Source organism: Endozoicomonas sp. 2B-B, from assembly GCF_053470045.1.
Window position 1 is genome coordinate 1,209,530 of sequence record NZ_JBLZMU010000001.1, and the last position, 23,202, is coordinate 1,232,731.

At 42.4% G+C, this 23,202-nt stretch carries 31 protein-coding genes and 1 pseudogene; 7 read left to right on the forward strand and 25 right to left on the reverse strand.

Annotation, left to right across the window (positions count from 1 at the left end):
* Window positions 1–70 precede the first annotated feature (70 nt).
* The 3 genes from ACOMHB_RS05025 to ACOMHB_RS05035 form a co-directional block, all read right to left on the reverse strand.
* A complete protein-coding gene (locus tag ACOMHB_RS05025) occupies window positions 71–1,441 on the reverse strand; it encodes an undecaprenyl-phosphate glucose phosphotransferase (protein ID WP_448215722.1) in 1,371 nt (456 codons plus the stop codon).
* Window positions 1,442–1,452: 11 nt separating this feature from the next.
* Window positions 1,453–1,830 carry a VanZ family protein gene (locus tag ACOMHB_RS05030; protein ID WP_422136898.1) on the reverse strand — a complete coding sequence of 126 codons (378 nt, stop codon included), beginning with the start codon at window positions 1,828–1,830 and terminating at the stop codon, window positions 1,453–1,455.
* An 83-nt stretch (window positions 1,831–1,913) separates the two neighbouring features.
* A complete protein-coding gene (locus ACOMHB_RS05035; protein ID WP_448215723.1) occupies window positions 1,914–3,296 on the reverse strand; it encodes a phosphohexomutase domain-containing protein in 1,383 nt (460 codons plus the stop codon).
* A gap of 83 nt (window positions 3,297–3,379) precedes the next feature.
* Here ACOMHB_RS05035 and ACOMHB_RS05040 point away from each other — a divergent pair, with 83 nt between their 5' ends.
* From ACOMHB_RS05040 to ACOMHB_RS05050, 3 genes are read left to right on the forward strand one after another with little or no spacing between them, the layout of a single operon-like run.
* Window positions 3,380–3,646 carry a BrnT family toxin gene (locus ACOMHB_RS05040; protein WP_448215724.1) on the forward strand — a complete coding sequence of 89 codons (267 nt, stop codon included), beginning with the start codon at window positions 3,380–3,382 and terminating at the stop codon, window positions 3,644–3,646.
* Entirely contained in the window at window positions 3,627–3,860 is a 234-nt protein-coding gene (brnA, locus tag ACOMHB_RS05045; protein WP_422139882.1) for a type II toxin-antitoxin system BrnA family antitoxin, read from the forward strand. Before ACOMHB_RS05040 ends, brnA begins: the two co-directional genes overlap by 20 nt.
* A 1-nt stretch (window position 3,861) precedes the next feature.
* Window positions 3,862–4,116: a helix-turn-helix domain-containing transcriptional regulator gene (locus ACOMHB_RS05050; RefSeq protein WP_448215725.1), complete on the forward strand. Its 255-nt coding sequence runs from the start codon at window positions 3,862–3,864 to the stop codon at window positions 4,114–4,116.
* 134 nt (window positions 4,117–4,250) lie between these two features.
* Here ACOMHB_RS05050 and ACOMHB_RS05055 read toward each other — a convergent pair whose 3' ends face one another.
* On the reverse strand, window positions 4,251–4,565 hold the full coding sequence (locus tag ACOMHB_RS05055; RefSeq protein ID WP_448215726.1) for a nucleotidyltransferase family protein: 315 nt from the start codon (window positions 4,563–4,565) through the stop codon (window positions 4,251–4,253).
* Entirely contained in the window at window positions 4,558–4,992 is a 435-nt protein-coding gene (locus ACOMHB_RS05060; RefSeq protein ID WP_448215727.1) for a nucleotidyltransferase substrate binding protein, read from the reverse strand. The genes ACOMHB_RS05055 and ACOMHB_RS05060 overlap by 8 nt, the downstream gene beginning before the upstream one ends.
* A 257-nt stretch (window positions 4,993–5,249) precedes the next feature.
* Here ACOMHB_RS05060 and ACOMHB_RS05065 point away from each other — a divergent pair, with 257 nt between their 5' ends.
* Both ACOMHB_RS05065 and ACOMHB_RS05070 read left to right on the forward strand, forming a co-directional pair.
* Window positions 5,250–5,498 (forward strand): AbrB/MazE/SpoVT family DNA-binding domain-containing protein, encoded by a 249-nt coding sequence (locus ACOMHB_RS05065; protein WP_448215728.1) that lies wholly within the window; start codon window positions 5,250–5,252, stop codon window positions 5,496–5,498.
* Window positions 5,499–5,682: 184 nt separating this feature from the next.
* Entirely contained in the window at window positions 5,683–5,931 is a 249-nt protein-coding gene (locus tag ACOMHB_RS05070) for an AbrB/MazE/SpoVT family DNA-binding domain-containing protein (protein ID WP_422411907.1), read from the forward strand.
* 113 nt (window positions 5,932–6,044) lie between these two features.
* Here the strand turns inward: ACOMHB_RS05070 and nadS are convergent, their stop codons facing one another.
* The 16 genes and pseudogenes from nadS to ACOMHB_RS05150 form a co-directional block, all read right to left on the reverse strand.
* Entirely contained in the window at window positions 6,045–6,341 is a 297-nt protein-coding gene (nadS, locus tag ACOMHB_RS05075; RefSeq protein WP_448215729.1) for a NadS family protein, read from the reverse strand.
* 229 nt (window positions 6,342–6,570) lie between these two features.
* Entirely contained in the window at window positions 6,571–8,055 is a 1,485-nt protein-coding gene (locus ACOMHB_RS05080; protein WP_448215730.1) for a mannose-1-phosphate guanylyltransferase/mannose-6-phosphate isomerase, read from the reverse strand.
* A gap of 448 nt (window positions 8,056–8,503) precedes the next feature.
* Window positions 8,504–10,068 (reverse strand): IS3 family transposase gene (locus ACOMHB_RS05085; protein ID WP_448215008.1). Its coding sequence is split into 2 segments (ribosomal slippage): window positions 8,504–9,615 and window positions 9,615–10,068, totalling 1,566 coding nucleotides; the frame shifts between segments, so codons are not numbered across the junction.
* 224 nt (window positions 10,069–10,292) lie between these two features.
* Complete coding sequence (locus ACOMHB_RS05090; RefSeq protein ID WP_448215731.1) at window positions 10,293–10,556, reverse strand: DUF2442 domain-containing protein; 264 nt, start codon at window positions 10,554–10,556, stop codon at window positions 10,293–10,295.
* Complete coding sequence (locus tag ACOMHB_RS05095; RefSeq protein WP_448215732.1) at window positions 10,549–10,848, reverse strand: DUF4160 domain-containing protein; 300 nt, start codon at window positions 10,846–10,848, stop codon at window positions 10,549–10,551. Before ACOMHB_RS05095 ends, ACOMHB_RS05090 begins: the two co-directional genes overlap by 8 nt.
* A 154-nt stretch (window positions 10,849–11,002) precedes the next feature.
* Window positions 11,003–11,143 (reverse strand): cupin domain-containing protein, encoded by a 141-nt coding sequence (locus tag ACOMHB_RS05100; RefSeq protein ID WP_422136909.1) that lies wholly within the window; start codon window positions 11,141–11,143, stop codon window positions 11,003–11,005.
* A complete protein-coding gene (locus tag ACOMHB_RS05105) occupies window positions 11,088–11,498 on the reverse strand; it encodes a sugar phosphate nucleotidyltransferase (RefSeq protein ID WP_448215733.1) in 411 nt (136 codons plus the stop codon). The genes ACOMHB_RS05100 and ACOMHB_RS05105 overlap by 56 nt, the downstream gene beginning before the upstream one ends.
* Entirely contained in the window at window positions 11,495–11,722 is a 228-nt protein-coding gene (locus ACOMHB_RS05110; protein ID WP_448215734.1) for a sugar phosphate nucleotidyltransferase, read from the reverse strand. The genes ACOMHB_RS05105 and ACOMHB_RS05110 overlap by 4 nt, the downstream gene beginning before the upstream one ends.
* Before the next feature lie 27 nt (window positions 11,723–11,749).
* The gene (locus ACOMHB_RS05115; protein ID WP_448215735.1) at window positions 11,750–13,192 is read right to left on the reverse strand and encodes a lipopolysaccharide biosynthesis protein; all 1,443 of its coding nucleotides are present in this window, start codon (window positions 13,190–13,192) and stop codon (window positions 11,750–11,752) included.
* Window positions 13,193–13,195: 3 nt separating this feature from the next.
* On the reverse strand, window positions 13,196–14,194 hold the full coding sequence (locus ACOMHB_RS05120) for a glycosyltransferase (RefSeq protein WP_448215736.1): 999 nt from the start codon (window positions 14,192–14,194) through the stop codon (window positions 13,196–13,198).
* Window positions 14,195–14,206: 12 nt separating this feature from the next.
* A pseudogene (locus tag ACOMHB_RS05125) lies at window positions 14,207–14,362 on the reverse strand (DapH/DapD/GlmU-related protein); the annotation flags it as partial.
* 344 nt (window positions 14,363–14,706) lie between these two features.
* Window positions 14,707–15,846, reverse strand: coding sequence for a glycosyltransferase family 4 protein (locus ACOMHB_RS05130; protein WP_448215737.1), 1,140 nt, complete (start codon window positions 15,844–15,846; stop codon window positions 14,707–14,709).
* Between the two features lie 4 nt (window positions 15,847–15,850).
* Window positions 15,851–16,957: a glycosyltransferase family 4 protein gene (locus ACOMHB_RS05135; RefSeq protein ID WP_448215738.1), complete on the reverse strand. Its 1,107-nt coding sequence runs from the start codon at window positions 16,955–16,957 to the stop codon at window positions 15,851–15,853.
* Window positions 16,935–18,122: an O-antigen ligase family protein gene (locus ACOMHB_RS05140; RefSeq protein WP_448215739.1), complete on the reverse strand. Its 1,188-nt coding sequence runs from the start codon at window positions 18,120–18,122 to the stop codon at window positions 16,935–16,937. Before ACOMHB_RS05140 ends, ACOMHB_RS05135 begins: the two co-directional genes overlap by 23 nt.
* Before the next feature lie 88 nt (window positions 18,123–18,210).
* Entirely contained in the window at window positions 18,211–19,107 is an 897-nt protein-coding gene (locus tag ACOMHB_RS05145) for a glycosyltransferase family 2 protein (protein WP_448215740.1), read from the reverse strand.
* Between the two features lie 199 nt (window positions 19,108–19,306).
* Entirely contained in the window at window positions 19,307–19,750 is a 444-nt protein-coding gene (locus ACOMHB_RS05150) for an ISAs1 family transposase (RefSeq protein WP_448215741.1), read from the reverse strand.
* 289 nt (window positions 19,751–20,039) lie between these two features.
* Here ACOMHB_RS05150 and ACOMHB_RS05155 point away from each other — a divergent pair, with 289 nt between their 5' ends.
* Window positions 20,040–20,888, forward strand: coding sequence for a transposase (locus ACOMHB_RS05155; protein ID WP_448215742.1), 849 nt, complete (start codon window positions 20,040–20,042; stop codon window positions 20,886–20,888).
* A gap of 99 nt (window positions 20,889–20,987) precedes the next feature.
* Here ACOMHB_RS05155 and ACOMHB_RS05160 read toward each other — a convergent pair whose 3' ends face one another.
* The 4 genes from ACOMHB_RS05160 to ACOMHB_RS05175 form a co-directional block, all read right to left on the reverse strand.
* Window positions 20,988–21,305 (reverse strand): nucleotidyltransferase domain-containing protein, encoded by a 318-nt coding sequence (locus tag ACOMHB_RS05160; RefSeq protein ID WP_448215743.1) that lies wholly within the window; start codon window positions 21,303–21,305, stop codon window positions 20,988–20,990.
* A complete protein-coding gene (locus ACOMHB_RS05165) occupies window positions 21,302–21,733 on the reverse strand; it encodes a nucleotidyltransferase substrate binding protein (protein WP_448215744.1) in 432 nt (143 codons plus the stop codon). The genes ACOMHB_RS05160 and ACOMHB_RS05165 overlap by 4 nt, the downstream gene beginning before the upstream one ends.
* A gap of 384 nt (window positions 21,734–22,117) precedes the next feature.
* Window positions 22,118–22,387 (reverse strand): nucleotidyltransferase domain-containing protein, encoded by a 270-nt coding sequence (locus tag ACOMHB_RS05170; RefSeq protein WP_448218606.1) that lies wholly within the window; start codon window positions 22,385–22,387, stop codon window positions 22,118–22,120.
* Between the two features lie 26 nt (window positions 22,388–22,413).
* Complete coding sequence (locus tag ACOMHB_RS05175; protein ID WP_448215745.1) at window positions 22,414–22,584, reverse strand: hypothetical protein; 171 nt, start codon at window positions 22,582–22,584, stop codon at window positions 22,414–22,416.
* Between the two features lie 203 nt (window positions 22,585–22,787).
* Here ACOMHB_RS05175 and ACOMHB_RS05180 point away from each other — a divergent pair, with 203 nt between their 5' ends.
* Window positions 22,788–23,144 (forward strand): hypothetical protein, encoded by a 357-nt coding sequence (locus tag ACOMHB_RS05180; protein WP_448215746.1) that lies wholly within the window; start codon window positions 22,788–22,790, stop codon window positions 23,142–23,144.
* Window positions 23,145–23,202: the final 58 nt, after the last annotated feature.

A 23,202-nucleotide genomic window follows, 5' to 3' on the forward strand; every position in this document is an offset into this window, starting at 1 on the left:
TTAAATCCGCTGCCCGCTGCTCATAAAAGTCTCAGTCTTATCTTTTTCGGGCAAGGCAGGCAGCGTCAAATCAATAGGCGTTAGGGTTCATAAACCCTTTAAACACGGTACCGATGATAATCCTGATATCCAACCACAGCGACCAGTTGTTGATGTATTCCAGGTCACACTCCACCCTTCGCTGCATCTTATCCAGTGTATCGGTCTCACCCCTGAAGCCGCGCACCTGGGCCAGACCGGTAATACCCGGTTTCACTTTATGGCGCTTCATATAGGATTCCACCAGGTCTTTGTAATAATCATTATGAGCCAGGGCATGAGGCCTTGGCCCGACAATGGACATCCGCCCCTGCAGCACATTAATAAACTGGGGCAGCTCATCCAGACTGGTGCGGCGAATAAAGGCACCGACTTTAGTCACTCGCGGATCACCTTTGGTGGCCTGGGTTACTTTACCCTCGCCTTCCTTATGTACCTTCATACTGCGGAACTTATACACTTTCACCTGCTTGCCAGAAGCACCGTGACGGTATTGCCTGAAAAACACTGGCCCCGGTGACGAAAGCTTCACGGCAATGGCGACACCGATCATCACGGGTGATATCAGCAACAGAATCAGGCTAGCAAACAGAATATCAGACATCCGTTTAATAAAAGCGTTACTGTTGTCCATGGGGGAGCAACTGATATCCAGGGTAACAAAATCACCGACTTTGGTAATGTTATGGTTTAACAGCGGCAGATCCTGCAGTCCTGGCATGTAACGAATGTTGGCGGTACTGTGGCGCAGGGTGAACAGCACCGGCTGAAGCAGAGCGTTTTTGTTAAAGGGAATACAAAGCCAGCACTCATCAAAGCCTTTATTTTCAGCAAGGTATTCTTGTAGCTCTGCCAGTGCCTGCTCATTACTGTGATGCTCAATCACATGTTGCAAACGGAAACCCAAGCTGTTGTCTTTGGAAAAATAGGCGCGCATTGCCTCAAAGTTACGGCCTTCGCCAATCACCAGCACATGCCGGGTATTGCGACCGCGCCGTCGAATCGACATCAATATACGATAGAGAACAAAGCGGGTCAGCAGCGCCATGAAAATGCCTCCCACCCCCCAGATCAATAACCAGATTCGGGAATACTGCGCAGAGGTTTTGGTCAATACCAAAATGGCAAACAACGTCATAAACGACAGAAGCCATGCAGCAAAAACTCTGCTGAGCCGCTCAATGAGTTTACGCCCCCGCCACGGCGAGTAAACATCACACAAAAACGAAAAAACCACGACCAAAAGGGCCTGTATGGCCATCACATTCACATAATGGGTGGCATGATTCCCAAAACGGATATATTCCGACAGCTCAGCACAACCAAGTGCGATGGCTATGTCCATAATCACCAGAGAAAAAAGAGGCAGCCGGGAGCGGCCCGATAACAAGGAGGTAGGCATTTACATAGACTCTATCTTTTTGGAGTACAACTCTTCTTCAGAATTCTCCACTGCGCTACCATAAACGGCAAAGCAGCCAACAACAACCCGATACAGGTTACGAGAAAATCCAGCGGGTTAAAATTTCGTAGGGGTAAAAAAAACTGCACGCTTTCATCCAGCGCACAGCCAATAATCAACAGTATTAACAACCAGCCCCGTTGCCAGAATCCTGAGCTGGCCAGATGTGCCAATGCAGAGAGGATAAACGCCATGACAAAATGCATCTGCAAATTGCCGCCCAGAAAATGCTCAATACTGCCCCAGGCCCATTTGCCATAGCCCAGACTCTTACTGGCGGAAAGAATCACCACAAAGGCCAGCCAGCCAGCCGCTATAATCCGTACCATTCACAACCCTGTTTATTGGCGACAAGGGCACGGAGAAAGAGTTTTTTAAAAAGAAAAACTCCGTGCCTCCGTGTCCAAAACAATCACTGCCGAATCAAACTCAACAGTTCAGATGTTTTTTCTTCCATCAGCGCCACATCCCCCCGGCTTTCCACATTCAGCCGAATCACTGGCTCAGTGTTAGAAAGGCGCAAGTTAAATCGCCAGTCACCCATGTCCAGAGAGATACCATCGGTATGGTCCACCGCCACCGCATCCTTTTCATAAATTGCCAGAGTGCGATCAATAGCCGCTTGTGGATTATCCAATGTACTGTTGATCTCACCAGAGGACGGAAACAGGGCAATCCGCTCGGCCACCAGTTCAGAAAGCTTCTTGCCCTTATGGGACATCAACTCCGCCACCAGTAGCCACGGAATCATCCCGGAATCACAGTAGGCAAAGTCACGGAAATAATGGTGCGCACTCATCTCGCCACCGTAGACCGCATCCTCTTCCCGCATCCGTTCCTTGATAAAAGCATGGCCGGTTTTACACAACACTGGCACACCACCGGCACTGGAAACCTGATCAATAGTATTCCAGGTCAATCGGGGGTCATGGATAATTTTCGCACCGGGATAGTGAGCCAAAAACGCCTCGCCCAACAGCCCGACAATATAATACCCCTCAATAAACTGGCCTTTTTCATCAAACAGGAAGCAACGGTCAAAATCCCCATCCCAGGCAATGCCCATATCGGCCTTGTGCTCAAGAACCGCATCCACCGTTGCCTGCCGACAGTCGTGTAACAACGGGTTAGGAATGCCATGGGGAAAGTGACCATCCGGCTCATGGTGAATCTTCACAAACTCCACCGGCACAGCAGATGCCTTAAACCGCTCCTCAATGGCATCAATCACATGCCCGGCAGCGCCATTGCCGGCATTGACCACCAGTTTCAGAGGCTTTAGCTCCTCCGGTTTGATATACCCCAGAATGTGATCCACATAGGGAGCAAGGTTGCTGATCTGCCGATAAGAACCTAATGGGGTATCCGGGGAGCCTGTTCTATTCGGCTCCACAAACACATCTTCAGCCAACCGCTGAATTTCACGCAACCCGGTATCACCGGAAATCGGCTTGCTTTCTTCCCGCACCAGCTTCATCCCGTTGTAGTCTTTCGGGTTATGGCTGGCCGTGACCATAATGCCGCCATCTGCCTTCAGGTGCGATGTGGCAAAGTAAATCTCTTCGGTGCCACACAGGCCGATATCAATCACATCCGCCCCGCCAGCCCGAAGACCGTCGCTCAGAGCAGCTTTTAACTCAGGCGTAGACAAGCGAATATCGCCGCCCACCACCATGGTTTTTGGTTTTAGATATTCCGCTGTTGCCCGGCCAATCCGCCAGGCGACAGCTTCATTCAATTCATCAGGCATGCGGCCACGGATATCGTAAGCCTTGAAACAGTTAAGTGTACTCATCTATAACACCAGAAGTGAAAAACAGTATACATTGACATATATTTAAGGTGTCCTGTAGATATATATTGGATACCTAAATAATCATGTTTGAGTATGATCCAGCAAAAAGCCTCGGCAACCTGGAAAAACATGGCATTGATTTCGAGCAGGCCCAGAACCTCTGGCTGGATGAAAATCGAGTGATTATCAAGACCTTGATTTCTGATGAGTCTCGTTTCCTACTCATTGCCAAATACGCTGGGAAGCACTGGACTGCCGTATTTACGCCACGTAAAGATAAAACCCGAATTATTTCGGTACGTCGCTCAAGACCCAAAGAGATAGCCGCTTATGAAAGCCAAAGAATTTGACCAGGCCTTTGATGAGGGCCACGACAGCATTGATGAACATATTGACTGGTCCAGCGCTCAGCGTCCCGGCCTGGAAACCCGTCGAATCAATATCGACTTTCCTGCGTGGATGATCGCCGCGCTTGATCGCGAGGCAGCAAGGCTTGGTATTGCCCGGCAAGCTGTGGTCAAAACCTGGCTGGCCGAAAGACTGGATCAGGGAAGGCGGAGTTAGTATGTCATCAGCACGGGATTTCAAACAGACAATACAAGCCCGGGCAGAACGAGACCCTGATTTTGCCTGTGCTCTTCTGGACGAAGCCGCAACCCTGTTCCTTAACGGTGAGCCCGATACCGCTCGAATGGTTCTCAGGGATCTGGTGAATGCCACGGTCGGTTTCGAGCAGCTGGCGAATACTACCCGAAAATCCGGCAAAAGCCTTCATCGAATGTTGTCGGGCAAAGGAAACTCCAGTATGGATAACCGTTAACTGACCAGAGCAGAATCAGGCAATCCAAAGGAAGCTCTGAAAATTCTGGACAGACTGGATGACCAGTCATGATTGAATTGGGAATAATTGCTGCTGGTAAAAGTTATTGATTAACTTGTAATCTTTCCCTGTCTTCAAACCAGACAAAGCACTTGATAGCAGGATTTAATATTGGTTTTAAAAGACTCTGGTATAGCAGACCAGGACAATGCCTGCACAATTATGGGTATGTTGGAGTCACGCAAGGCTTCATTAAATGCCGTTAACTGATCGAAACTATCATTCTCGTCTTGCCCATCGGGGAAGTGAACGACAATGTCCAGATCACTGGCATCATGATTAGTACCTTTTACACGGCTACCATAAGCCCATAGCCTGGTGCCACAGGAGAATATTTGTGATGCCAGATCACAGACAGACTCACGATCCTTTTCTCGTAAATCAATCATCTCTAACTCTTTTCAAATGCTGTCCTATCGCTGTCTCCAAAATAATGGCATCAGCGATAAAATCTGGTAGCAACTTAAGCGTGTATTCAGCGAATTTCTTACCATAATCGTGGGCTGTGGTATTACGATTATCCCGATAAATCAACCAGCGTTCGACTTCCTCAATGGACAAAAGGCTATGCTGTCCCGCTTGCCGGAAGACTTCTTTGAACACGAGACGATTTATCGCCTTGGGGCTATGGGCAAAATCCTTCAGGCACTTGCGAAGGAGTTTGCCAGCCTGTTCCAGGATGATCTCAAACTCTTTCACACAGGCTGACCGGTACATGTCGTACTCTATACTGCCTTCTTCACAGGCGAGTAGACGGTTATGAGCAGTCTCCAGAGTCTTGATGCAACGGGAAAAAAAAGTAGTATCTATAGTCATGTGTCTTAATGGCAATGTCTGTTTAAAGCATCATATCTCAGAAATTTCATTAGTACAGTCAGTGAAGCTTATTCATGAATCCTTATTGGTACAATGACTTATTGGGCGAACCCACCTAGGCGGCCCCACCTAGGCGGCCCCACCTAGGCGGCCCCGACGCTACGCTCCCAATGTGAGGCTATGGATGGAGAATTTTGCGAGTTTCGCTAAAGTCTAATACTACTACCTATTAATAATCAGTAGACCGGAGTCAGATCATGCGAATCGCCATAGTCAACCAGAATGGTCAGATCACCATTCCAGCTCAGATGCTGGCACAGCTTGGATTAAAAAAAGGTTCAGAGGTAATGATATCCATGACTCCTTCTGAAGAAATCATCCTGCAGGTACCTGACAAAAAAGTAAGACCAAGTATTGATGAGATATTTGATCGCTTCCAGCCTTCTCTGGAGCCTGAGGAGTTTGAGGAATTACTGGAAGATAACCGTTCAGAGATCAAGCAGTGAAACGAGTATTCCCTGATGCATGCATCCTGATTGACGCGTTCAACAGAAACAGCGAAGTTTGCAGCTGGTCAAGGTCATTTTCCGCTTTTCGGGCAGCGAGTAGCGATAATAGTTGCCCTGTGTACAATCTGTGCCTACAGATAATATTACTATTGCAACACAGTAATACATAAAGAGGTGCGATGTGCATAAATTAACGACCAAAAGGCAAGTGACTATTCCTCAAAGCATCTGCCAAAAGCTCGGGCTAAAACCAGGCGACTTTATACAGGTTTTCGAGCGTGACGGTGTGGCACATTTGGTAAAAATGAACTCCGATGACCTCTCTGGCACCATCAAATTATCCGCTGATACCCATCTGCCCCTGACGCCAGAGAACACCAAAAAAGCCATCAAAGGCAAAGCCGCCAGAAAATTCCGGGGCGAACAATGATTGCTGTGGCTACCAATGTGCTGTTGCGTTATGGCTCGCAACACATTGAACAGCCTGCATAAAATCTTTTTTCTTTTTCGAGAATTCTTCTTTAACAGGTCTATCTCACGTTCTCATTGATGAAGCAAAGCCATTGCCTGGGCAGGATTGTTGCGAAACATAATAAGTAGCGATCTGGCTGGCCCGAGCGGTTTTCTCACCTTTTGTTCCCAACTCTGCACTGTCTTGATGCTCACACCAATGAGGGCGGCAAACTTCTCCTGTGAAAGGTGCGTTGCCTTCCTGATAGCAAAGACGTCAATCTCTTCATATTTGAACGACCGTGAAGGTTTCTTAATGCCTTTGTTAATGTCGATCGCTTCCCTGACGCTCTCCACCAATTCATCAAAGTTAAATTTATGGTCACTCATTGCAAAACTCCCTCGCTAGTTCTGACAGTAACTTTTTCTCGGCACTTGTTAAGTCTTTTTGTCGGTTTTTGGTGTAGGCATACAGCATGTAGCAGATTTGCTGGTTATGCACAATGAATGACCAGATACCGGCTTCTTCACAGGGAATGAATAGTTAAGGAACGCCGCTCGCCTCCCGCTCCCCATAAAAGATAAGAGCTGTGTTTTTTCGGGCAGCGGGCGGCGTCAATCAAGCCCTACCGTACGTATCCTCAAACCGGACAATATCATCCTCACCCAGATACCCGCCGCTTTGCACCTCAATCAACTCAAGGTCAAACTTGCCGGGGTTTTCCAGTCGATGCACGACACCAATAGGAATATAAGTCGATTGGTTTTCAGTCAGCAGTATTTCCTGATCGCCATTGGTGACCAGCGCTGTGCCTTTGACAACAATCCAGTGTTCGGCCCGGTGATGGTGCATCTGTAAAGAAAGCTGCGCACCCGGCTTAACAGTAATGCGCTTAACCTGGAAGCGGTCGCCCATATCAATCGAGTCGTAGGCACCCCAGGGGCGATAAACCTTACGGTGCAATTTAGCTTCAGACCGGTTAGCTGCCTTTAGCCGTTCAACAATCTTTTTAACATCCTGCACCCGGTTCTTATGGGCCACCAGAATGGCGTCGTCGCTTTCGGTGATCACCAGATCATCGACGCCCAAGGTGGCAATCAGTTTTTTCTCACTGCGCACGTAAGTGTTACGGGTATCATGGAGCAGAACATCACCCAGGGTGGAGTTTCCAAACTCATCTTTTTCAGAAATATCTGCCAGCGATGACCAGGAGCCAACATCAGACCAGCCTGCATCCAAGGGAACCACCACTGCATCGGTGGTTTTTTCCATCACGGCGTAATCTATGGACTCCTCCGGGCAGGCTTTAAAGGCCAATTCATCCAAACGGACGAAGTCCAGATCAGCAGTTTGTACTTCCATGGCTTTCTGGCAGGCTTCCAGAATATCCGGACGGAACTTGTTCAATTCCTCCAGATAGCGCGAGGCTTTGAACAGGAACATGCCGGAGTTCCAGTAATAGTCACCTGTAGCCAGATAACCCTGTGCCGTTTCCAGATCTGGTTTCTCTACAAACTGCTCCACAGGCATTATTTTTACAGCAGAAAGGCTCGAAGGCTCAAAGGTTTCTTTTTGCTCATCAGAAGAAAAACCTTGTGCCTTTGTCCCACTGTCGTTCAAGGCTTTTATATAACCGTACCCTGTTTCCGGATGACCAGGCACAATCCCGAAAGTGACCAGCTTGCCATCAAGAGCCGCAGGCAAAGCAGCCTCAACAGCCTGATGAAAAGCATTGACATCATTAATCACATGATCCGCAGCCAATACCAATAACAGCGGCTCTTCATCTTCGGAGAGGGTCTTGGCTTTTAAAGCAGCCAAGGCAACAGCAGGTGCAGTATTCCGCCCCACTGGCTCCAGAATAATTGCAGAGGCTTTGCGATTCATCTGGCGAAACTGCTCTGCTACCAGGAAGCGGTGCTCTTCATTGGCAATCACCATTGGAGCGGAAACAGAGTTTAGCCCATCCAACCGGCTCAATGTGTTTTGCAGCATGGTCTGTTCATTAACCAGCGGCAGAAACTGCTTTGGGTATAAAGAACGGGACTGGGGCCAGAGGCGGCTGCCGGAGCCGCCGGACATGATTATAGGTATTAAATTCATAATTTTTAAGGTGCAGTCTTTTTAAAAAATAATCTTTGGTGTCTTAATACACTTGTGATAAGCATGGAGATTTCAGCCTTAAGACAAGGCGACGATCGCCAACACAGGATTAAGACTCAAATCTTCAGCGCAATAGGGAGTTAGGGACCGTTACTCACGTCCTGCTCAATATTGATCACTATAAAGAGATCACCCGCAAGGCTGCCAGTATTCTTGAACTGCTGGCTATGCCCGAAGCGAAGGATGTTGATCTGGTAGCAGAGCCTTTAAAAGACAACTTTCTGAAACCGGCAGATTTTTCATGATGTACCTGCTTGATACCAACGTTGTCTTGGAGCTACGCAAATTTGAAAGCTTATTTGCCCCATAGGCAACTTATTTAGAGGACAATTCCTAGGAGCCTGACCGAGACGGAGTTTTTCAAGATAGTTGTCCCGAAAACTGAATTTTAGGCTGCCTTTTTCTCGTTAATTCTTGCTTCAGACAACCGCTCAGGATTCAGTGCAACCGCACCTACAGGCTCCCAGTTTCTGATAACTCCTGACCAGCGCGTTGGATTAGCTTCTCGCGCTTTGGTATACACCTGTTTCCGGTGATTCAGGATTTCCTGATCTCTTTTCTCATGCCGTTGCGCAGGTGTCACAAAGCGGATTGAGCTATGGCGGTGTTCATTGTTATAAAAGCGCTCAAACTTCAGCATCCACTGTCGACTGTGTTCTAACGTCAGAAAACCTTGAGATGGCCACTGAGGACAGTACTTCACCGTTTTAAAGATCGATTCTGCAAATGCGTTATCGTTACTCACCCTTGGGCGACTATGAGAGGGAATAATGCCCAATTCCTCAAGCTTGGCCTTAAAGGTACTCGACGTCATTGGAGCCCCATTGTCTGAGTGCAGTACAAGCGGTGTTTTAGTGCATTTTTCAGCCACCATTGTCCGGTTAATCAGTTCACTGGCTAACTCACCAGACTCACGGCTATGAATCTCCCAACCAACAATCTTACGACTGTAAACGTCCAGTATCAGGTAGAGGTACCAGAACTGGCCGCGTACCCTGGAAGGTATGTAACTGATGTCCCAACACCAGACCTGGTTAGGGCCAGTAGCAACATAGGTTGTCGGCTTGTTGCTTTTCGATCGCTTTCTTGAACGACCGCGGTGGTGCAACTGACCATACTTTTTCAACACACGGTAAAAGCTAGATTCAGAAGCAACGTATACTCCCTTGTCTGCAAGGGCTGGCACGATCTGCGATGGTGGCAGGCTCGCATACTCATCTTCATTACTGATAGTCAGAATACGTTGCTCCTCTTCCTCAGTCAGTTTGTTAGAGGGTACCGGGCGCAAGGCATCCGGGCGTTTGTCCGTTAACACTGCACCATTGTCATCGCGCCAGCGATTCAGTGTTTTCAGGGATATTTCCAATTGTTCAGCAGCCTTCCAGCGAGAAGCGCCGTTTGCTATAGCCTCATCAAACCATGTCAGCAGTTGGCGGCGCTTATCGACAGGTGTCAGTTGTCCTCGCTGTCTATCCCGTAGAAGGCATCGAGCTTTTTTGATAGCACCAGCAGGGCTGCAGCTTCTGCCAACGCCTTGTCTTTACGGCGAAGCTCTTTTTCAAGGCTCTGATTGCGCTTACGCTCTTGTTTTAATTGCTTGCTTTCCTGGTCTGCACGCTGAGAAGCCTGAACAGCACCTGAAATACAAGCGTGCTTCCACTCCTTGACTTGTTGAGGATAAAGCCCTTTTTTACGGCAGTATTCACTTAACTCTGTTTCTGACAAAGCAGCGGTTTCGACGACCACGGCAAACTTGCTTTCAGCAGACCATTGTTCTGATTTTTGTTCGTTCCCTGGCACAGGTAATCCTTTGTCCCGTAGTTTTTTACGCCAATTATACAGGGTTTGTTCGCTGATACCTTCCTCTCTGGCAACATCCGGCACAGAGCGATTGTGTGGTGGTAACAGTTTTTTCAAAACAGCTGATTTACGTTCCTCTGAAAAACGAGGCATATTCAACGTCCATCGCCCACTGTCTAGCTTTTATTGGTTAATCAGTGAGCGGGACAACTATCCTGACACAGCGGGGAGAATAGACTGCCCTACTGCGGCGACAGCAAATTGGTCTGAAAATCCGCTTTTGTTCGTCAAATAGCTCGCTATTCTCCTCACAAAACCGAATTTTCATCCTCAATTTTCTGTCGTCCTCGCTACGGGCGCTATTCTCGGTCAGGCTCCTATGCAGCTGGCTTAACCAGTTTACCGGATTCTTCCAGCCTTTTATAAAGGCTGCCCGCACTGAACTCCAGGCCATTAGGCCAGCAAAGAGCACCCAGCTCGATAAAGAAGCGCTGAAAAAAAACGCCATCCTCTAAAGCCCGGGTAAGGCTGGTTTTATGTGACAACATTTCACTAAAATCCATAACACCAAAGCTGCCATCAGAAAAGCGAAGCTTTATTTCCAGCCTTGTCTGATAAACAGCCTGAACAATTTTAATCATTATCAGCTCCTGCTATACGCCCAAGTGGTTGGAGATCCATTGCCCTTTGCCAATTGTCTTTCAACTCAGCCTGATGCAACAAACACCAGTCACCAACAAGCTTTGCAGCTTTTTTGGGTAGGCGACCTTCCAGAATATAGCCTGTGGATATTTCTACAAGCGCCTCATGCCCCTGATACTCGGCATGAATATGCGGTGGCGCATGATCGGCGTGGTACATCCTGATATAAATCCCAAAAAAACTTGATATCACTGGCATCGCGGTATTCCTGTTGAGTGAATTATTTTGCATTCAACACCGCAGATACAGTCTATACCATTAGCTTTGGGTTATGAGGGAATAGTTAATGCCAAGAAACGCTGCCCTGTGCCCGCTTACCAAAAGAACAAAACGCTTGTGATTAACGTGAGGCGGGCAGCGGGTGGCGGCATTCACCCACGACTCATCACACCCTACCGTACGTATCCTCAAACCGCACAATATCATCCTCCCCCAAATACCCCCCGCTCTGCACCTCAATCAACTCAAGGTCAAACTTGCCGGGGTTTTCCAGTCGATGCACGACACCAATGGGAATAATAGTCACCGGAAGCAAGATAGCCCTGAGCCGTTTCCAAATCTGGCTTTTCCACAAAATTGTCTACCGGAGAAACCTGTTCACTATTCCCGGTTAACGTTTTACTGGCCTTAATATAGCCATACCCGGTTTCCGGATGGGTAGGTACGATACCAAAGGTCACCAGCTTACCATCGCTTGCCGCAGGTAATGCAGCTTCAATCGCCTGATGAAAAGCCTGAACATTCTGAATCACATGGTCCGCAGCCAATACCAGCAGTAATGGGTCTTTCTCTTCAGACAGGGATTGAGCTTTCAGGGCTGCCAGAGCTACGGCAGGTGCCGTGTTTTTACCGACAGGTTCAAGAATAATGGCTGAAGTCACCGTCCCATCTGGCGGACTTGTTCTGCAACCAGGTAGCGGTGTTCTTCATTGGCAATCACTAACGGATCAGATACCGAATCCAACCCATCAAGCCGGGAAAGTGTGTTCTGCAACATGGTTTGTTCGTTTACCAGTGGCAGGAACTGCTTTGGGTATAGAGAGCGGGACTGGGGCCAGAGGCGGCTGCCGGAGCCGCCGGACATGATTACGGGTATGAGGTACATAGAAAATGAATTTGTATGGGTTAGTAATTAAGCTGTTTTAAAATAAGTTGTGATATGTTTTTTTGTTAGAATGAAAAAAAGTATCAAACAAGTTGCAACAAATAAGGAAAATAGTGAAATATCAAAAATTGCTACTTTGTAATCTGTAAAATTTTTTTTACTAGAATCGTAGAAAAATAAGTTAATATATGGCATCAAAACAACAAAACTCAGCATAAAAAAATGCATATATTTAGTTGAATTAAATACATTCTTGTGAAGGATATAAAAACACTGAAAATAACTTATTAAAAATGAGCCAGACAAAAGAATACAGAGGATAATTACATCACCGTATAAAATCCCAGTAACGATAGCAGCTACATTAACAACAGATGAAAAAAGACCACACTTGAACATTTCCCTTGTTGCACCAAAGGCTTGGAAAACTCCACCTGTGCTGCTTAATACTACTTGAAGTGTTACTGTTACTGAAAGAACCTTTAGAATATTTGCAGTTTCGTTCCATTGAGGCCCGAATAGAATAAACACTGCCTCCTCTGAACACCAAAACAGTACTGTCGATGCAAAAAAACCAAAAAATACCAGCTTAGTTATTATTTTATAATATTCTATTTCAACCAACTTTGGTTTATCTTTGTGCTTAGTGAAGACGGGATGAAGAGCAGGTGTAATAGCAAATGTAAAAAGCTGAAGAGGATAGCGCATAATTTGATATGATTTCTCATAAACACCCGTTACAGTTACACCAAAGTATTTTGATATTAAGAGGGTGTCTAAATTTCTTGAAAAGAAATTAAGTATGTTAAATGCCATTTGGTATTTGGCCATAGAATAAAGTAAGGTTATTGCAGTTATTTTTTTTCCAAAAGTCGGCCTGCCAATAGATGTTTCTGCACATAAATAGTAATAACCAATGAACCGAGCAATTGGTACTATCACTAATTTTAACGCTAGTGCTTCAACTCCGTAGTTCCAAAAATAAAATAGAGCACAAACAGCTAAAGAAGTTATTTCTGCCCCAATCTCACACCAAGCAATACTACCAAATTTAATGTCTTTTTGAAGTGATGCTATAGGTAACATGGATAGTGCAGAAAAGAACACATTAAAAGCTAGAACGAATGAAAGAAAGTTGTATTCATTCAGGTTTAGCCAGCTAGATATAAAGGGTGTTAACAAGAAAAAAAACAGTGAGAATAAAATTCCTACTGAAAGTGTAAAAGTAAATATTCCATCTCTTTGTTCTTTCGTAAGTACATCATGATAAACAATCGAAGAAGTTAAACTTGAATTAGCTAACATTTGAAAAAATAGAATAAATACCTGGAAAGTGGCAATTACTCCAAACATTTCTGGTGTAAATAAACGGGATAAAATAGCAAGAGATAATATTTGGAATACATATAGTAAATACTTCCCCATCAAGCTGTTACGAACAGCGCGATTTATCTCTGTTGTCAGTTTCATTATCTACGCCATTAATAAGTTTTTAATTTTTTCTGAAAATTCAATATTTGTAATATCTATGGGTTTTGTTGATGTATTTTCTGAAATTAGATTGCTGAAATTGAGTTCAGGTAGATGATCTTCTGGAAAAACAACTTTAAATTTACCTTTGTTGATTTCTTTGGCTATCTGCAGCTGGTGATCGTCTGAAAACTCAGAAAATTTTCTCACCCTTGGTACAAATATGACATGTTTCTGGTATGTTAAAAACATATGAATACTGCCAATACCACAATGGCTAATAATCAAGCTAGCTTCTTTGACATATTGCTCTAGCTCTTCTCGAGTCAATGTAGAAACAACAAGTCCATTTTCTGGTTCAGTAATTACCTTTGTACAGCCGTATTGTATCAACCAGCGTACTCTGGAGTCCTTGTAGTAACTTGAATCTTGAACCAATTTTATCAAACGATCAAACGGATAATCATTTGTTCCTAAAGTTACGAGTATTAATGGTAAGCTTGAACTACCTTTAACCTGTTTATTCGTCAATCGATTTAAACCAAGAATATCAAAGCACTTTCCCATATATTCAACATTATTTACACTTGCAGTATTTTCCCATTGGGTAAAAAATCTAGAATATAGGTGATATTTCTTGATAAGCTTTCCAGTGTTAGAAAGTTCAACAACACGTGATAGAGTATCGAGATAAATAAATTTTAATTTGATAAATTTACAGATTAAAGCAAACGGTAATACGATTGGCCCACCTGTGCTAAATACTGCATATGGTCTTTCTCTGAATATGACAAAGGCAGCAAAAAAAATATTGACAAAATGAATAAATGGATTGTATTGAGTATCCCATATCCTATAAATTTTTCTTATTCTTGTGTTTTTTATATTCACTTTATTGGAAACCAGTACAATATTTTCACATTTTGTTGTAGAACACATTGCTTGTGTTAAGTGCCCACCAGCAGATGCTACTACAAGTATTTTTTTCCTAATATCTTGCATTTTTGCTCACTTCCTAAATTTGATTAATTTGGCAGGCGTGCCAGCAACTATTGCGTAGGGCGGTATATCTTTCGTTACAACTGCTCCTGCTCCGATAATTGCACCATCTCCAATAGTTACACCAGGTAAGACAATCACATTACGACCAAGCCATACATCATCACCAATGTTTACTAATTTCTCTTCTTTATAACCTTGTAATGAGATAGGTATGTTTGTTAATGAATACTCATGCATTCGGCTTAAGATAGCCACATTAGGAGCTATAAGAACATCATTTCCTATCGTTGCTTTTTCAATGTAGACATTCTCATTAATCCGGCACCCTGTGCCGAACTTTATGTGTTTTCCATCTGCAATGTAAACGTTTGTACTCACTAAAGATGGATTACCCCCTTTTTTCATAATTTTTAGAATATTTTTAAAGTACCACACCCTTATATTTGAGAAGGTTTTTATAAACTGTGACCTTGGGAGCTTAAAAAGAAAAAGGTAGTAAATGCCAACTTTTATCATAATCTGAATTTTTCAATCTTCGATAAATATAACTTTACAATAGAGTTTCCAGTAAATTTATCGAGAAAACCTCTTTTAATATTTTTATTTATCTCTGAACAGAGTTCTTCATTATTCTTTTCAAGAAAAATTATTGCATCACTTAGTTCATCAATATTTTGGCTATTCACCTTCACGCCAATTTTTTCGATTGAAAAAAAACCATCAATCCCAGTATTTGCCATATAAAGAATTGGTGCACCATTAGCTAATGATTCTATATATGACATTCCAAATGTCTCATTTAATGCAGGTAGCAACATACCTTTGCTCTTGTGTAATTTTTCAAGAACTATATTATGTGGTAACTGACCTAATAGTCGGACATTATCCTGTATTCCAAGTTCTACAATTTTATCTGAAATAATACTCTTGATTTTTGAATCACCATCTCCAATAACTTCAAGTATGATTTCGCAGCCATTCTTTTTTAATTTAGAAATGGCACATAACGTTGATAATAAACCTTTGCGAATGTATTGGTGATAGCTCAATATAAACAGGTAATTGCATCGTTGGCTATTTAAATGTGAGTTAATATTTTCAATTCTGCATATATTTGGGAAATTTACGTTATCAAAATTTTTAGTATTTAGATACATAGTGATTTTTTTTTTCGCCCAAGGGCTAACCCAAAATATACACTGAGCACCATTGAGGATATTAGAAAATGTTGATCTACAATCACTTAGTCTTTTAATATTTCTTATATCAGAACTTCCTCTAACGGATATAAAATAAGGTGATTTTGTTTTCTTTGCAAGGAAATAGGTAAACAAACCTTCAGTGGTTAGCTTATGACCATGTATTAAATCAAACTGTAGATTTCTTAAGATAAAATAAACAACAACTGTCCAAAAATAAATCAATGGTTTATAAATGAATTTAACAGGCAAAGCCCAGTAAACAAGTGAATAACCATCCTCGAACTTTTTGAAAGATATCTTGAAAGGATTTGATGTGCGGTTTATTGATAAAACATACTGTAAAGTTGAAGTATCAACTTTCTTTAACTCATGAAGAAGGTTATAAACTGCTTTCGTAGAAGGATATGGCCGCCCGTCAGGGTAGTCCTGATGTATATGTAATATTTTCAAATTATTACTCCAATAGTTTTTCAACAGTATTGGTAAAGGTTCCTCTAAAATTTTCTCTGGAAAATCTCTGAGCATTATCCCTGATTTTTATTGAAGAAAGTGTTGGTAGAATTTCTTCACTCTTATTAATAGCAGCAATGAGGCTGCCTAAACTTTGATCATTAAAATGCACTCCAGTTTCACCATCAATGACTGTTTCCAAACAACCCCCTTTACCCAATGCAATTACTGGAGTACCACAAGCCTGAGCCTCTACAGGAATAATTCCAAAATCTTCCTCTGCAGCAAATACAAATGCTTTTGCCGAACGCATATGCTCCACGAGGCTTTCATCCGATTGATAACCCAGTAATTCAATATTGCTAGCACTACCCTTAATTTTCTTGATTTTATCAAACTCAGGCCCAGCACCAATCACCTTTAGTCGCAGTTCTGGAAGCTTGGTAAATGCTTCAACAACTAAATCTACCCGTTTATACGGTACGAGCCTTGAAGCAGTCAGATAATAGTTTTGTTTACTCTCTTTCAGCTTAAATCTATCAATATCCACAGGGGGGTATATTACATCAGCTTGCCTGCGGTAGCATTTAGTTATGCGTTCCTTAACAAATTCTGAGTTGGCTACAAAATGATCCACACCAAAGGATGATCTCACATCCCAAATACGAAACTTGTGAAGAAAGTACCGAGCAACCATTGACTTTAAGCCTGACTCCATACCACTTTCTTTAAGGTACTGGCTTTGGAGATCCCATGCATACCTGGCAGGTGAATGGCAGTAGCTGATATGAACTTGATTTGGTCCGGTTATAACACCTTTTGCCACGGCATAGCTGGATGAAATTACCAAGTCATAGCCAGATAGGTCAAACTGCTCAATTGCAATAGGGAATAACGGAAGGTAACTACGGTATTTTTTTTTTGAAAATGGCAGTTTCTGAATAAATGAAGTGGTAACTATTTTATTGTTAAGCCACTGCCTACTAGCAACAGGTAGATAGTCAACTAACGTGTAAATGTCTGCAGCTGGATAGATTTCAATTAATTCTTGAAGAACTTTCTCAGCTCCACCGTTAACAACCAACCAGTCATGAATGATAGCTACTTTCATTTTTAAGAATTCCATTTTTAATCATAAAGCCAGAAGTAATTGTAGTAACAAAACAAAACCACATTACATGCTGATCTTTCAATAAAGATGACTCGAATAAACCGTGAACAAAAACGACAAATATAATAGTGCTTATTAAAGATGAGTTGATATATTTTAAGGTTAAAATTATAAAACCTAAAATCATCAATGAAAGTGCAGCACCTATCTGGAGAGCAAGTTCTATGTAGCTATTGTGCGCTGAGCTTATGAATCGAGTAAAACTATATTGATCATCTAGGATGAATGGTGGATTGCCTGTTGCAAAATAAGCTCCGTAACCATAACCATTAATTAGTTTTTGATAAGAAAAAAGATCATAATAAAGATTATCCCATAATATGCCTCTGCCAGTAAATGCACTAGCGTCGATATATTGTGCAATATACCAAACATCACCATGTATGTAATACACCATCGGTATAACGAAAAATATCAAAGATATTATGATGATAATTGAAATCGTAAAAATTTTTTGTAGGTTATTTTTAAAACTTTGAAGAAAATAAAACGAGAGCAAGAGCGCTATAGATGTTTTACTCATTGACCATAATAAAAATATAAATAAGAATAACAGTATATTTTTTTCATATCTTTTCGGTTTGTTCAAACTATCAATATTTTTTGCAAGTTTGTATAATAAAAAAATTACCAACAAATATGCGCCCAATGTATTTTTTGTTACAGCCCAACCACTAAATGCTATACCATTCATACCAACACCCATAATTATTGACAAAATGCCAACAAATAGAGAGGCAAACATTAATATATATATTGATGTAAAAAAATTATTATTTTTTATTGAATAATATGCAGAACTAGCGACTGTAAATGTGAAAATTACTTGAAATAGCAGTCTTTTTAGAGTAAATGCTGGCTCCTTAGACCATAAATAAGAAAAAGATAACATCAAGATTACTGAAAAGAAAAATAGAAGTGTTTGTGCATAGCTCTTGGAAAGTGTTTTTCTGACCAATTCTCTAAAAAAAGAAAAAATGTATAAACCAAAGAACAAGAGCCAGAATACCTGTTTTAGCTTACTCCCACCAGAGATCGTCTCATTAAAATCAGCAAAATCTATGGCCATTAAGAGTTTTTTTTGTGTTAGATCTGGTGTAAGCAACGAAAAACACCATAATGTGATTATGACAAATCCATAAGCTTCATTAAAATCTAATAATTTGTTAACCAATCTGCTTAACATACTAATTTTACTTATATAATTGTAATGCTTTCTTTGTGAAAAGAAAGCTAAGCTTCCCATAACAATCTGAAGCCTTTACTAGATATTTAGACCAACTCACTTTACCCAATGGCATGGTTAATAAACACATTGTGCTGAATACAAATAATTTTATAAGTTCTTTCGCAATGTAATTTGTTTTTTGCAAAGTACTAAATTTGATAAATCTGTAACTACTAAATGTTTGTCCAATCCTAAAAGCTCTTTTTATAAGATAATTTAAATTTAAACGTTCGCTTTCTATTTTTTCATAAACAATAGCTTCTCGGCAGTATACTAAGTTGGCTCCATTTATGTACAAGCGATTAAATAGTTCGGCATCCTCTCCACCTGTTAAACCATATGATTTATCAAATTTATACTTCCCGTTTTTCAATACAACTCTCTTAATTAGCGTGCAACCTGCACCGCCACTTGTTATTTTATGACCTGTTGCATATTCCTTTCTTTTAAAAAACCCCCCTTCAATAAGCCATGGTGAAGTGTTTTCAGGATATAAAGACACTACTTTTCCAAAAACGATATCAGCATGGTAATTCTCAGCTGTATTAATTAGTGAAATTAGCCACTTTTTATCTGCCAACTCATCATCATCAATGCTAGCAATATAAACCCCAGAAGCTTGTTCTAAATATGCATTCCTTGCTATTGAAATATTTTTTTCAGGTTCATTTAAATAAATTACTTTTTTTTCTGTTTCTTTTTCAAATTTTTCAACAATTGGCTTAGCCATTTTGTTTTCATCATTATCAACAATTATAATTTCGACTTTTAAATCTCTTGGTAATTCAAGCTCATTAATACTTCTCAATGTATTAATCAAATGCTGCCTTTTGTATGTACATAAACAAATAGATATAAGCACCTAATTCTCCTAAATAGACGAAACTCAAAAAACGTTTTTTTCTCTTGATATGGCAATAAAGTTGAGATAAAGCTCGGGGTTTGGTCTTTCCTTCGCCATGCGTTAAAAAAACTTTAAAAGAAACACCGTGGTCTTTTCTAGTTTCTTGTGATATCAAACCGAGTGGTAGTTCTTATGAAACTGGGAGGTTAGGGAAAAATCATGAAACCTCACACCCAGCATGGTCTTCAGACAGGTATTGTGTACTCATGGCTGCCTTTTTCTGTTTATGCTTCAAGCCTACTTTAAAGGTTTTGGTATTATTCAACATATTCACTGCCATGTGTCGAAAACCTGTGAGCATTTCAGCAGCATTGCCCCTTCTGATTCGACAATCATCTTCTCGCATTGCAACATCCATTTTCCAATGGAGCTTATTTTCGATCGCCCAATTCTCTCTTGCAGCATGTGAAAATTCTTCTGCTGTTGACTCCGCAGAGGAGATATAATAACGCACACTGATATCATCAGCATTGAATACTTTATCTTCGATTCTGGCAGAGAAAATAATCCCGAGTGTTTTCATTCCTTTCCAATCAAAAGAAATATTAACGAACTCATCAAAGGTATCACTTACTATGAAAACTGGGGTCAGGTCTTTCATTGTGCATTTTCGCTGTCGTCTATAAACAAAATGCTCTATTTAATCCAGCTCCGGCTCAAAACATTATCTAGTGTAGTGCGTTGTTCTTTTTGCAACTTAACCGGCGATTAGCCCGAACGACTTTTACTAAGATATCATTTGCCTTATGCATATTCTGGTCAGCTTGAACACCAAAAAGCCGGGGTCAAAAAGCCGGGGTCAAAAAAGCCGGGGTCAGGTCTTTCATTGTGCATTTTTGTTTTATTGGTCTACTTTTCCAGTTCCATCAATAAAAATGAAGTGATTGCAAATGAGCAGACCTCTACGGCTTGAGTATGCTGGTGCGTTGATGCACGTAACGTCCCGTGGCAATGAGCGTAAACCAATTTACCGCAACGATGCTGATTTTCAGCTATTCCTCAATACGCTGTCGGAGGTTTGTGAGCGGTTTAACTGGGTTATCCACTCTTTTTGCCTGATGACCAATCATTACCATCTGGTGGTGGAAACACCGGATGCCAATCTCTCTAAAGGTATGCGCCAGCTTAACGGTGTCTATACGGTTAGAATTAACCGGAAGTACGGAAGAGTTGGTCATCTTTTTCAAGGACGCTATCAATCGATTCTGGTAGACAAAGATGCGTATCTTATGGAGCTGAGCCGGTACGTTGTGTTAAACCCGGTTAGAGCCAAAATGGTCAAGTCGCCAGATGAGTGGCCGTGGAGTAGTTATTGCTATACCACTGGCCTTTTCGATTCTCCATCCTGGCTGGCGACGGATGCCACGCTGCGCTACTTTGCCAATGTTCGTGACGAAGCCATTCTCGGTTTTGCCCGATTTGTTGCCGAGGGCGTTGGGGTTAATATCTGGGAACATCTTAAACAACAGATCTACCTGGGCGACGATAATTTCATCAATAAGCAGCTGGCCTATAAACCTAAAGGGAAGGCCGTTCTTTCTGAAGTGCCCCACAAGCAGAGGCGGAAAACAGCGCCGCCACTGAGCCACTTTCTGGCAACAGCCAACCATCGTGATGAGGGTATTATTTCTGCTTATCAATCGGGTGGCTATAGCCTTACTGAAATTGCTGGTTATGTTGGCCTGCACTATACAACCGTCAGCCGGATAGTACGCAAATCTGTTGGTGAATCTCCATAGCTGCTGCAAAGTCTATTAGAAGAATCGGGGCCAGGTTTTTCTTTATGAATAACCTTTGTCGTTTATGAAAAAGCAAGAAGAAAACCGGGGACAGACCTTTCATCGTGCATAAAACACCTGCCCAACCTGCATGATGTGGTTCAGCAGGTTTGGATTTTCAATGGTTTCAAGTATAGATAGGTCAAACTGATAGGGGAGCATCAATTCTTCAAGTGCTTCTTCAATCTGATATTGAACCGTTAAATCCAGCTGCTTTTTTTTGTAGGCTACTAATGTTAAGTCGATGTCTGACCCGGTTTTAAAAGTGCCTTTTGCCCTTGAGCCATAGATAATCGCTTTCCCGACTTGTGGAAAAGTGGAGAACACCTGTTGAATTTCCGAGATAGTCTCTTCTTTCAAGCCAAAACGATCTATCATGCTTTATCATTTTCCTGCCAGCTCAAGAGTGCTTTTCTCAGTTCACAAAAGGCATCAAAGTACTGTTTCAGTATTTTTACTGCTATTTCATTGGCGACTTCTTCCCGGTAGGTATGGGAGGTGAGGTTCCTGCTTTTAAGCATTTCCATCCAGAGTTCGCCATTGATGATAATGCCTTCTCGAAAAGCAACCCTCACCGCATCTCTAGAGCCAGTAACATCCTGAATGCCCCGATAACCCAGAAAATCTTTCAGTGTTTTCCACGCCAGTTCGTGAGTAAACTCAAACCCCTGTATCAAGCCCTGTTGCTCCAGTCTGGATAATGGTCGTTGTTCCGAGAGTGTTACGGCCTCTTTCAGTGCTTCCAATGCGGCCTGGTAATTTTCAAAACGCTGTAACCAGCGGATGTCTTTTTGTTGGTCTGGCATGGTTTTCAGATTCAGACGAATGAGCTTTTGATCCTAGCAGGTTACTCAGAGTGATGGTAAGAAAAACCGGGATCAGTCTTGATTCTTGACGACAAAAAAAACTGGGGTCAGGTCTTTCGATCTGCATCATTAACTGTGTGCTTTGCTCAGACATGCCCACTTTGAATGACTGCATACCGTTCTCTAATTTTTTCTTTGATTGATTCTGGTATCTGATCCCAAATAAATAGGGGCTCTCTCACCGTAGAGTCATGAAAGTGACCGCCCAGCAAGGACTTCAGCCAGATAGCGTGTACTCATAGCAGCTTTCTTTTGTTTTCTCTTCAGTCGCGCTTTGAAGGTTTTCGTATTGTTTTGACCGTAAAATACCTAAAACCACCTACATCAAACCAACCGAACACCTTCCAGCTTGGCAATTCGGTGAATGGGCTGTTCAGAGTGCAGGGTGTCGTGAACCAGAATATCCACTTTTTGTTCACCCCATCGGTCTTCCAGTGCCAGGCGTAAGTGGATTTTCTTTTCGACCGGGTTGCTTAAACCATCGACTTCAATCAGCAAGTCAATATCGCCACCCCGTGCGTCATCTCTGACCCTGGAGCCGAAGAGCCAGACCCGGGCCTGCTGGCTGATCTCTTTCCTGACTAACTCGATGATGTCGTCTTCCTGTTACGGACTGATTCTCAATGGTCACCACCTAACTTTATATTGTCGAGCCTGAGTAGATATTCTTCGATCTGTTCGGTGATTTCAATCAGTTCGGGAGCCACAGCCCATGCCATGTTAAGCGCTTCAGCCCACTGCGATTCAGCTACCGGGTAGTCGTGAGAAAATGCATTGCGAATTTCACGCATTTTCCGCCAGCTGTCGGCAGAACTGAGGATATGTCGCTTTTGCATCCATTCAAAAACTTAACGAAGATATCACTGACAAAATACATCTGGCTTTCTGCCCTGGCAGTGACAGCACAGATGGTCAGAAAAAGGTTAGGTGTCTCTGTGCCATCTTTTATTGTCTGCTATGCTCAACGCACAAGAAATAATCACAGGGTGTACGAATGAACCACGATAAAGACACAGACGATTTCTTTAATGCCATCAGTCGCATAGAGGTCAGTGTAAAAAACTCACAGGACGATATTAGGAAGCTGTACCTGCACAGCGCACGGCAGGAAATAGCTATTGAGTCACTTGATGAAAAGATTGACGCTAACCAGCAAGAAAATCGTGAACGTTTTGACAAGATTGACGCTAACCTGCAAGAAAATCGTGAACGTTTTGACAAGATTGAAGCTAACCAGCAAGAAAATCTTGAGCGTTTTGACAAGATTTACGCTAACCAGCAAGAAAATCGTGAACGTTTTGACAAGATTGAAGACACTCTAGCTATCATTGTAAACCACCTCCAAAAATAACCACGGCACCTGATAACAGCATCCACGGGACTTCTCCCGTGATGCAAAAGGATGTTTT

Excerpts from the sequence above, each read along its gene's own strand:
- ACOMHB_RS05025 (WP_448215722.1), bottom strand. The coding sequence starts at position 1,441 with ATGCCTACCTCCTTGTTATCGGGCCGCTCCCGGCTGCCTCTTTTTTCT.
- ACOMHB_RS05030 (WP_422136898.1), bottom strand. The coding sequence starts at position 1,830 with ATGGTACGGATTATAGCGGCTGGCTGGCTGGCCTTTGTGGTGATTCTT.
- ACOMHB_RS05035 (WP_448215723.1), bottom strand. The coding sequence starts at position 3,296 with ATGAGTACACTTAACTGTTTCAAGGCTTACGATATCCGTGGCCGCATG.
- ACOMHB_RS05040 (WP_448215724.1), top strand. The coding sequence starts at position 3,380 with ATGTTTGAGTATGATCCAGCAAAAAGCCTCGGCAACCTGGAAAAACAT.
- brnA (WP_422139882.1), top strand. The coding sequence starts at position 3,627 with ATGAAAGCCAAAGAATTTGACCAGGCCTTTGATGAGGGCCACGACAGC.
- ACOMHB_RS05050 (WP_448215725.1), top strand. The coding sequence starts at position 3,862 with ATGTCATCAGCACGGGATTTCAAACAGACAATACAAGCCCGGGCAGAA.
- ACOMHB_RS05055 (WP_448215726.1), bottom strand. The coding sequence starts at position 4,565 with ATGATTGATTTACGAGAAAAGGATCGTGAGTCTGTCTGTGATCTGGCA.
- ACOMHB_RS05060 (WP_448215727.1), bottom strand. The coding sequence starts at position 4,992 with ATGACTATAGATACTACTTTTTTTTCCCGTTGCATCAAGACTCTGGAG.
- ACOMHB_RS05065 (WP_448215728.1), top strand. The coding sequence starts at position 5,250 with ATGCGAATCGCCATAGTCAACCAGAATGGTCAGATCACCATTCCAGCT.
- nadS (WP_448215729.1), bottom strand. The coding sequence starts at position 6,341 with ATGAGTGACCATAAATTTAACTTTGATGAATTGGTGGAGAGCGTCAGG.
- ACOMHB_RS05080 (WP_448215730.1), bottom strand. The coding sequence starts at position 8,055 with ATGAATTTAATACCTATAATCATGTCCGGCGGCTCCGGCAGCCGCCTC.
- ACOMHB_RS05090 (WP_448215731.1), bottom strand. The coding sequence starts at position 10,556 with ATGATTAAAATTGTTCAGGCTGTTTATCAGACAAGGCTGGAAATAAAG.
- ACOMHB_RS05095 (WP_448215732.1), bottom strand. The coding sequence starts at position 10,848 with ATGCAAAATAATTCACTCAACAGGAATACCGCGATGCCAGTGATATCA.
- ACOMHB_RS05110 (WP_448215734.1), bottom strand. The coding sequence starts at position 11,722 with ATGTACCTCATACCCGTAATCATGTCCGGCGGCTCCGGCAGCCGCCTC.
- ACOMHB_RS05115 (WP_448215735.1), bottom strand. The coding sequence starts at position 13,192 with ATGAAACTGACAACAGAGATAAATCGCGCTGTTCGTAACAGCTTGATG.
- ACOMHB_RS05120 (WP_448215736.1), bottom strand. The coding sequence starts at position 14,194 with ATGCAAGATATTAGGAAAAAAATACTTGTAGTAGCATCTGCTGGTGGG.
- ACOMHB_RS05135 (WP_448215738.1), bottom strand. The coding sequence starts at position 16,957 with ATGAAAGTAGCTATCATTCATGACTGGTTGGTTGTTAACGGTGGAGCT.
- ACOMHB_RS05150 (WP_448215741.1), bottom strand. The coding sequence starts at position 19,750 with ATGAAAGACCTGACCCCAGTTTTCATAGTAAGTGATACCTTTGATGAG.
- ACOMHB_RS05155 (WP_448215742.1), top strand. The coding sequence starts at position 20,040 with ATGAGCAGACCTCTACGGCTTGAGTATGCTGGTGCGTTGATGCACGTA.
- ACOMHB_RS05160 (WP_448215743.1), bottom strand. The coding sequence starts at position 21,305 with ATGATAGATCGTTTTGGCTTGAAAGAAGAGACTATCTCGGAAATTCAA.
- ACOMHB_RS05165 (WP_448215744.1), bottom strand. The coding sequence starts at position 21,733 with ATGCCAGACCAACAAAAAGACATCCGCTGGTTACAGCGTTTTGAAAAT.
- ACOMHB_RS05175 (WP_448215745.1), bottom strand. The coding sequence starts at position 22,584 with ATGCGTGAAATTCGCAATGCATTTTCTCACGACTACCCGGTAGCTGAA.
- ACOMHB_RS05180 (WP_448215746.1), top strand. The coding sequence starts at position 22,788 with ATGAACCACGATAAAGACACAGACGATTTCTTTAATGCCATCAGTCGC.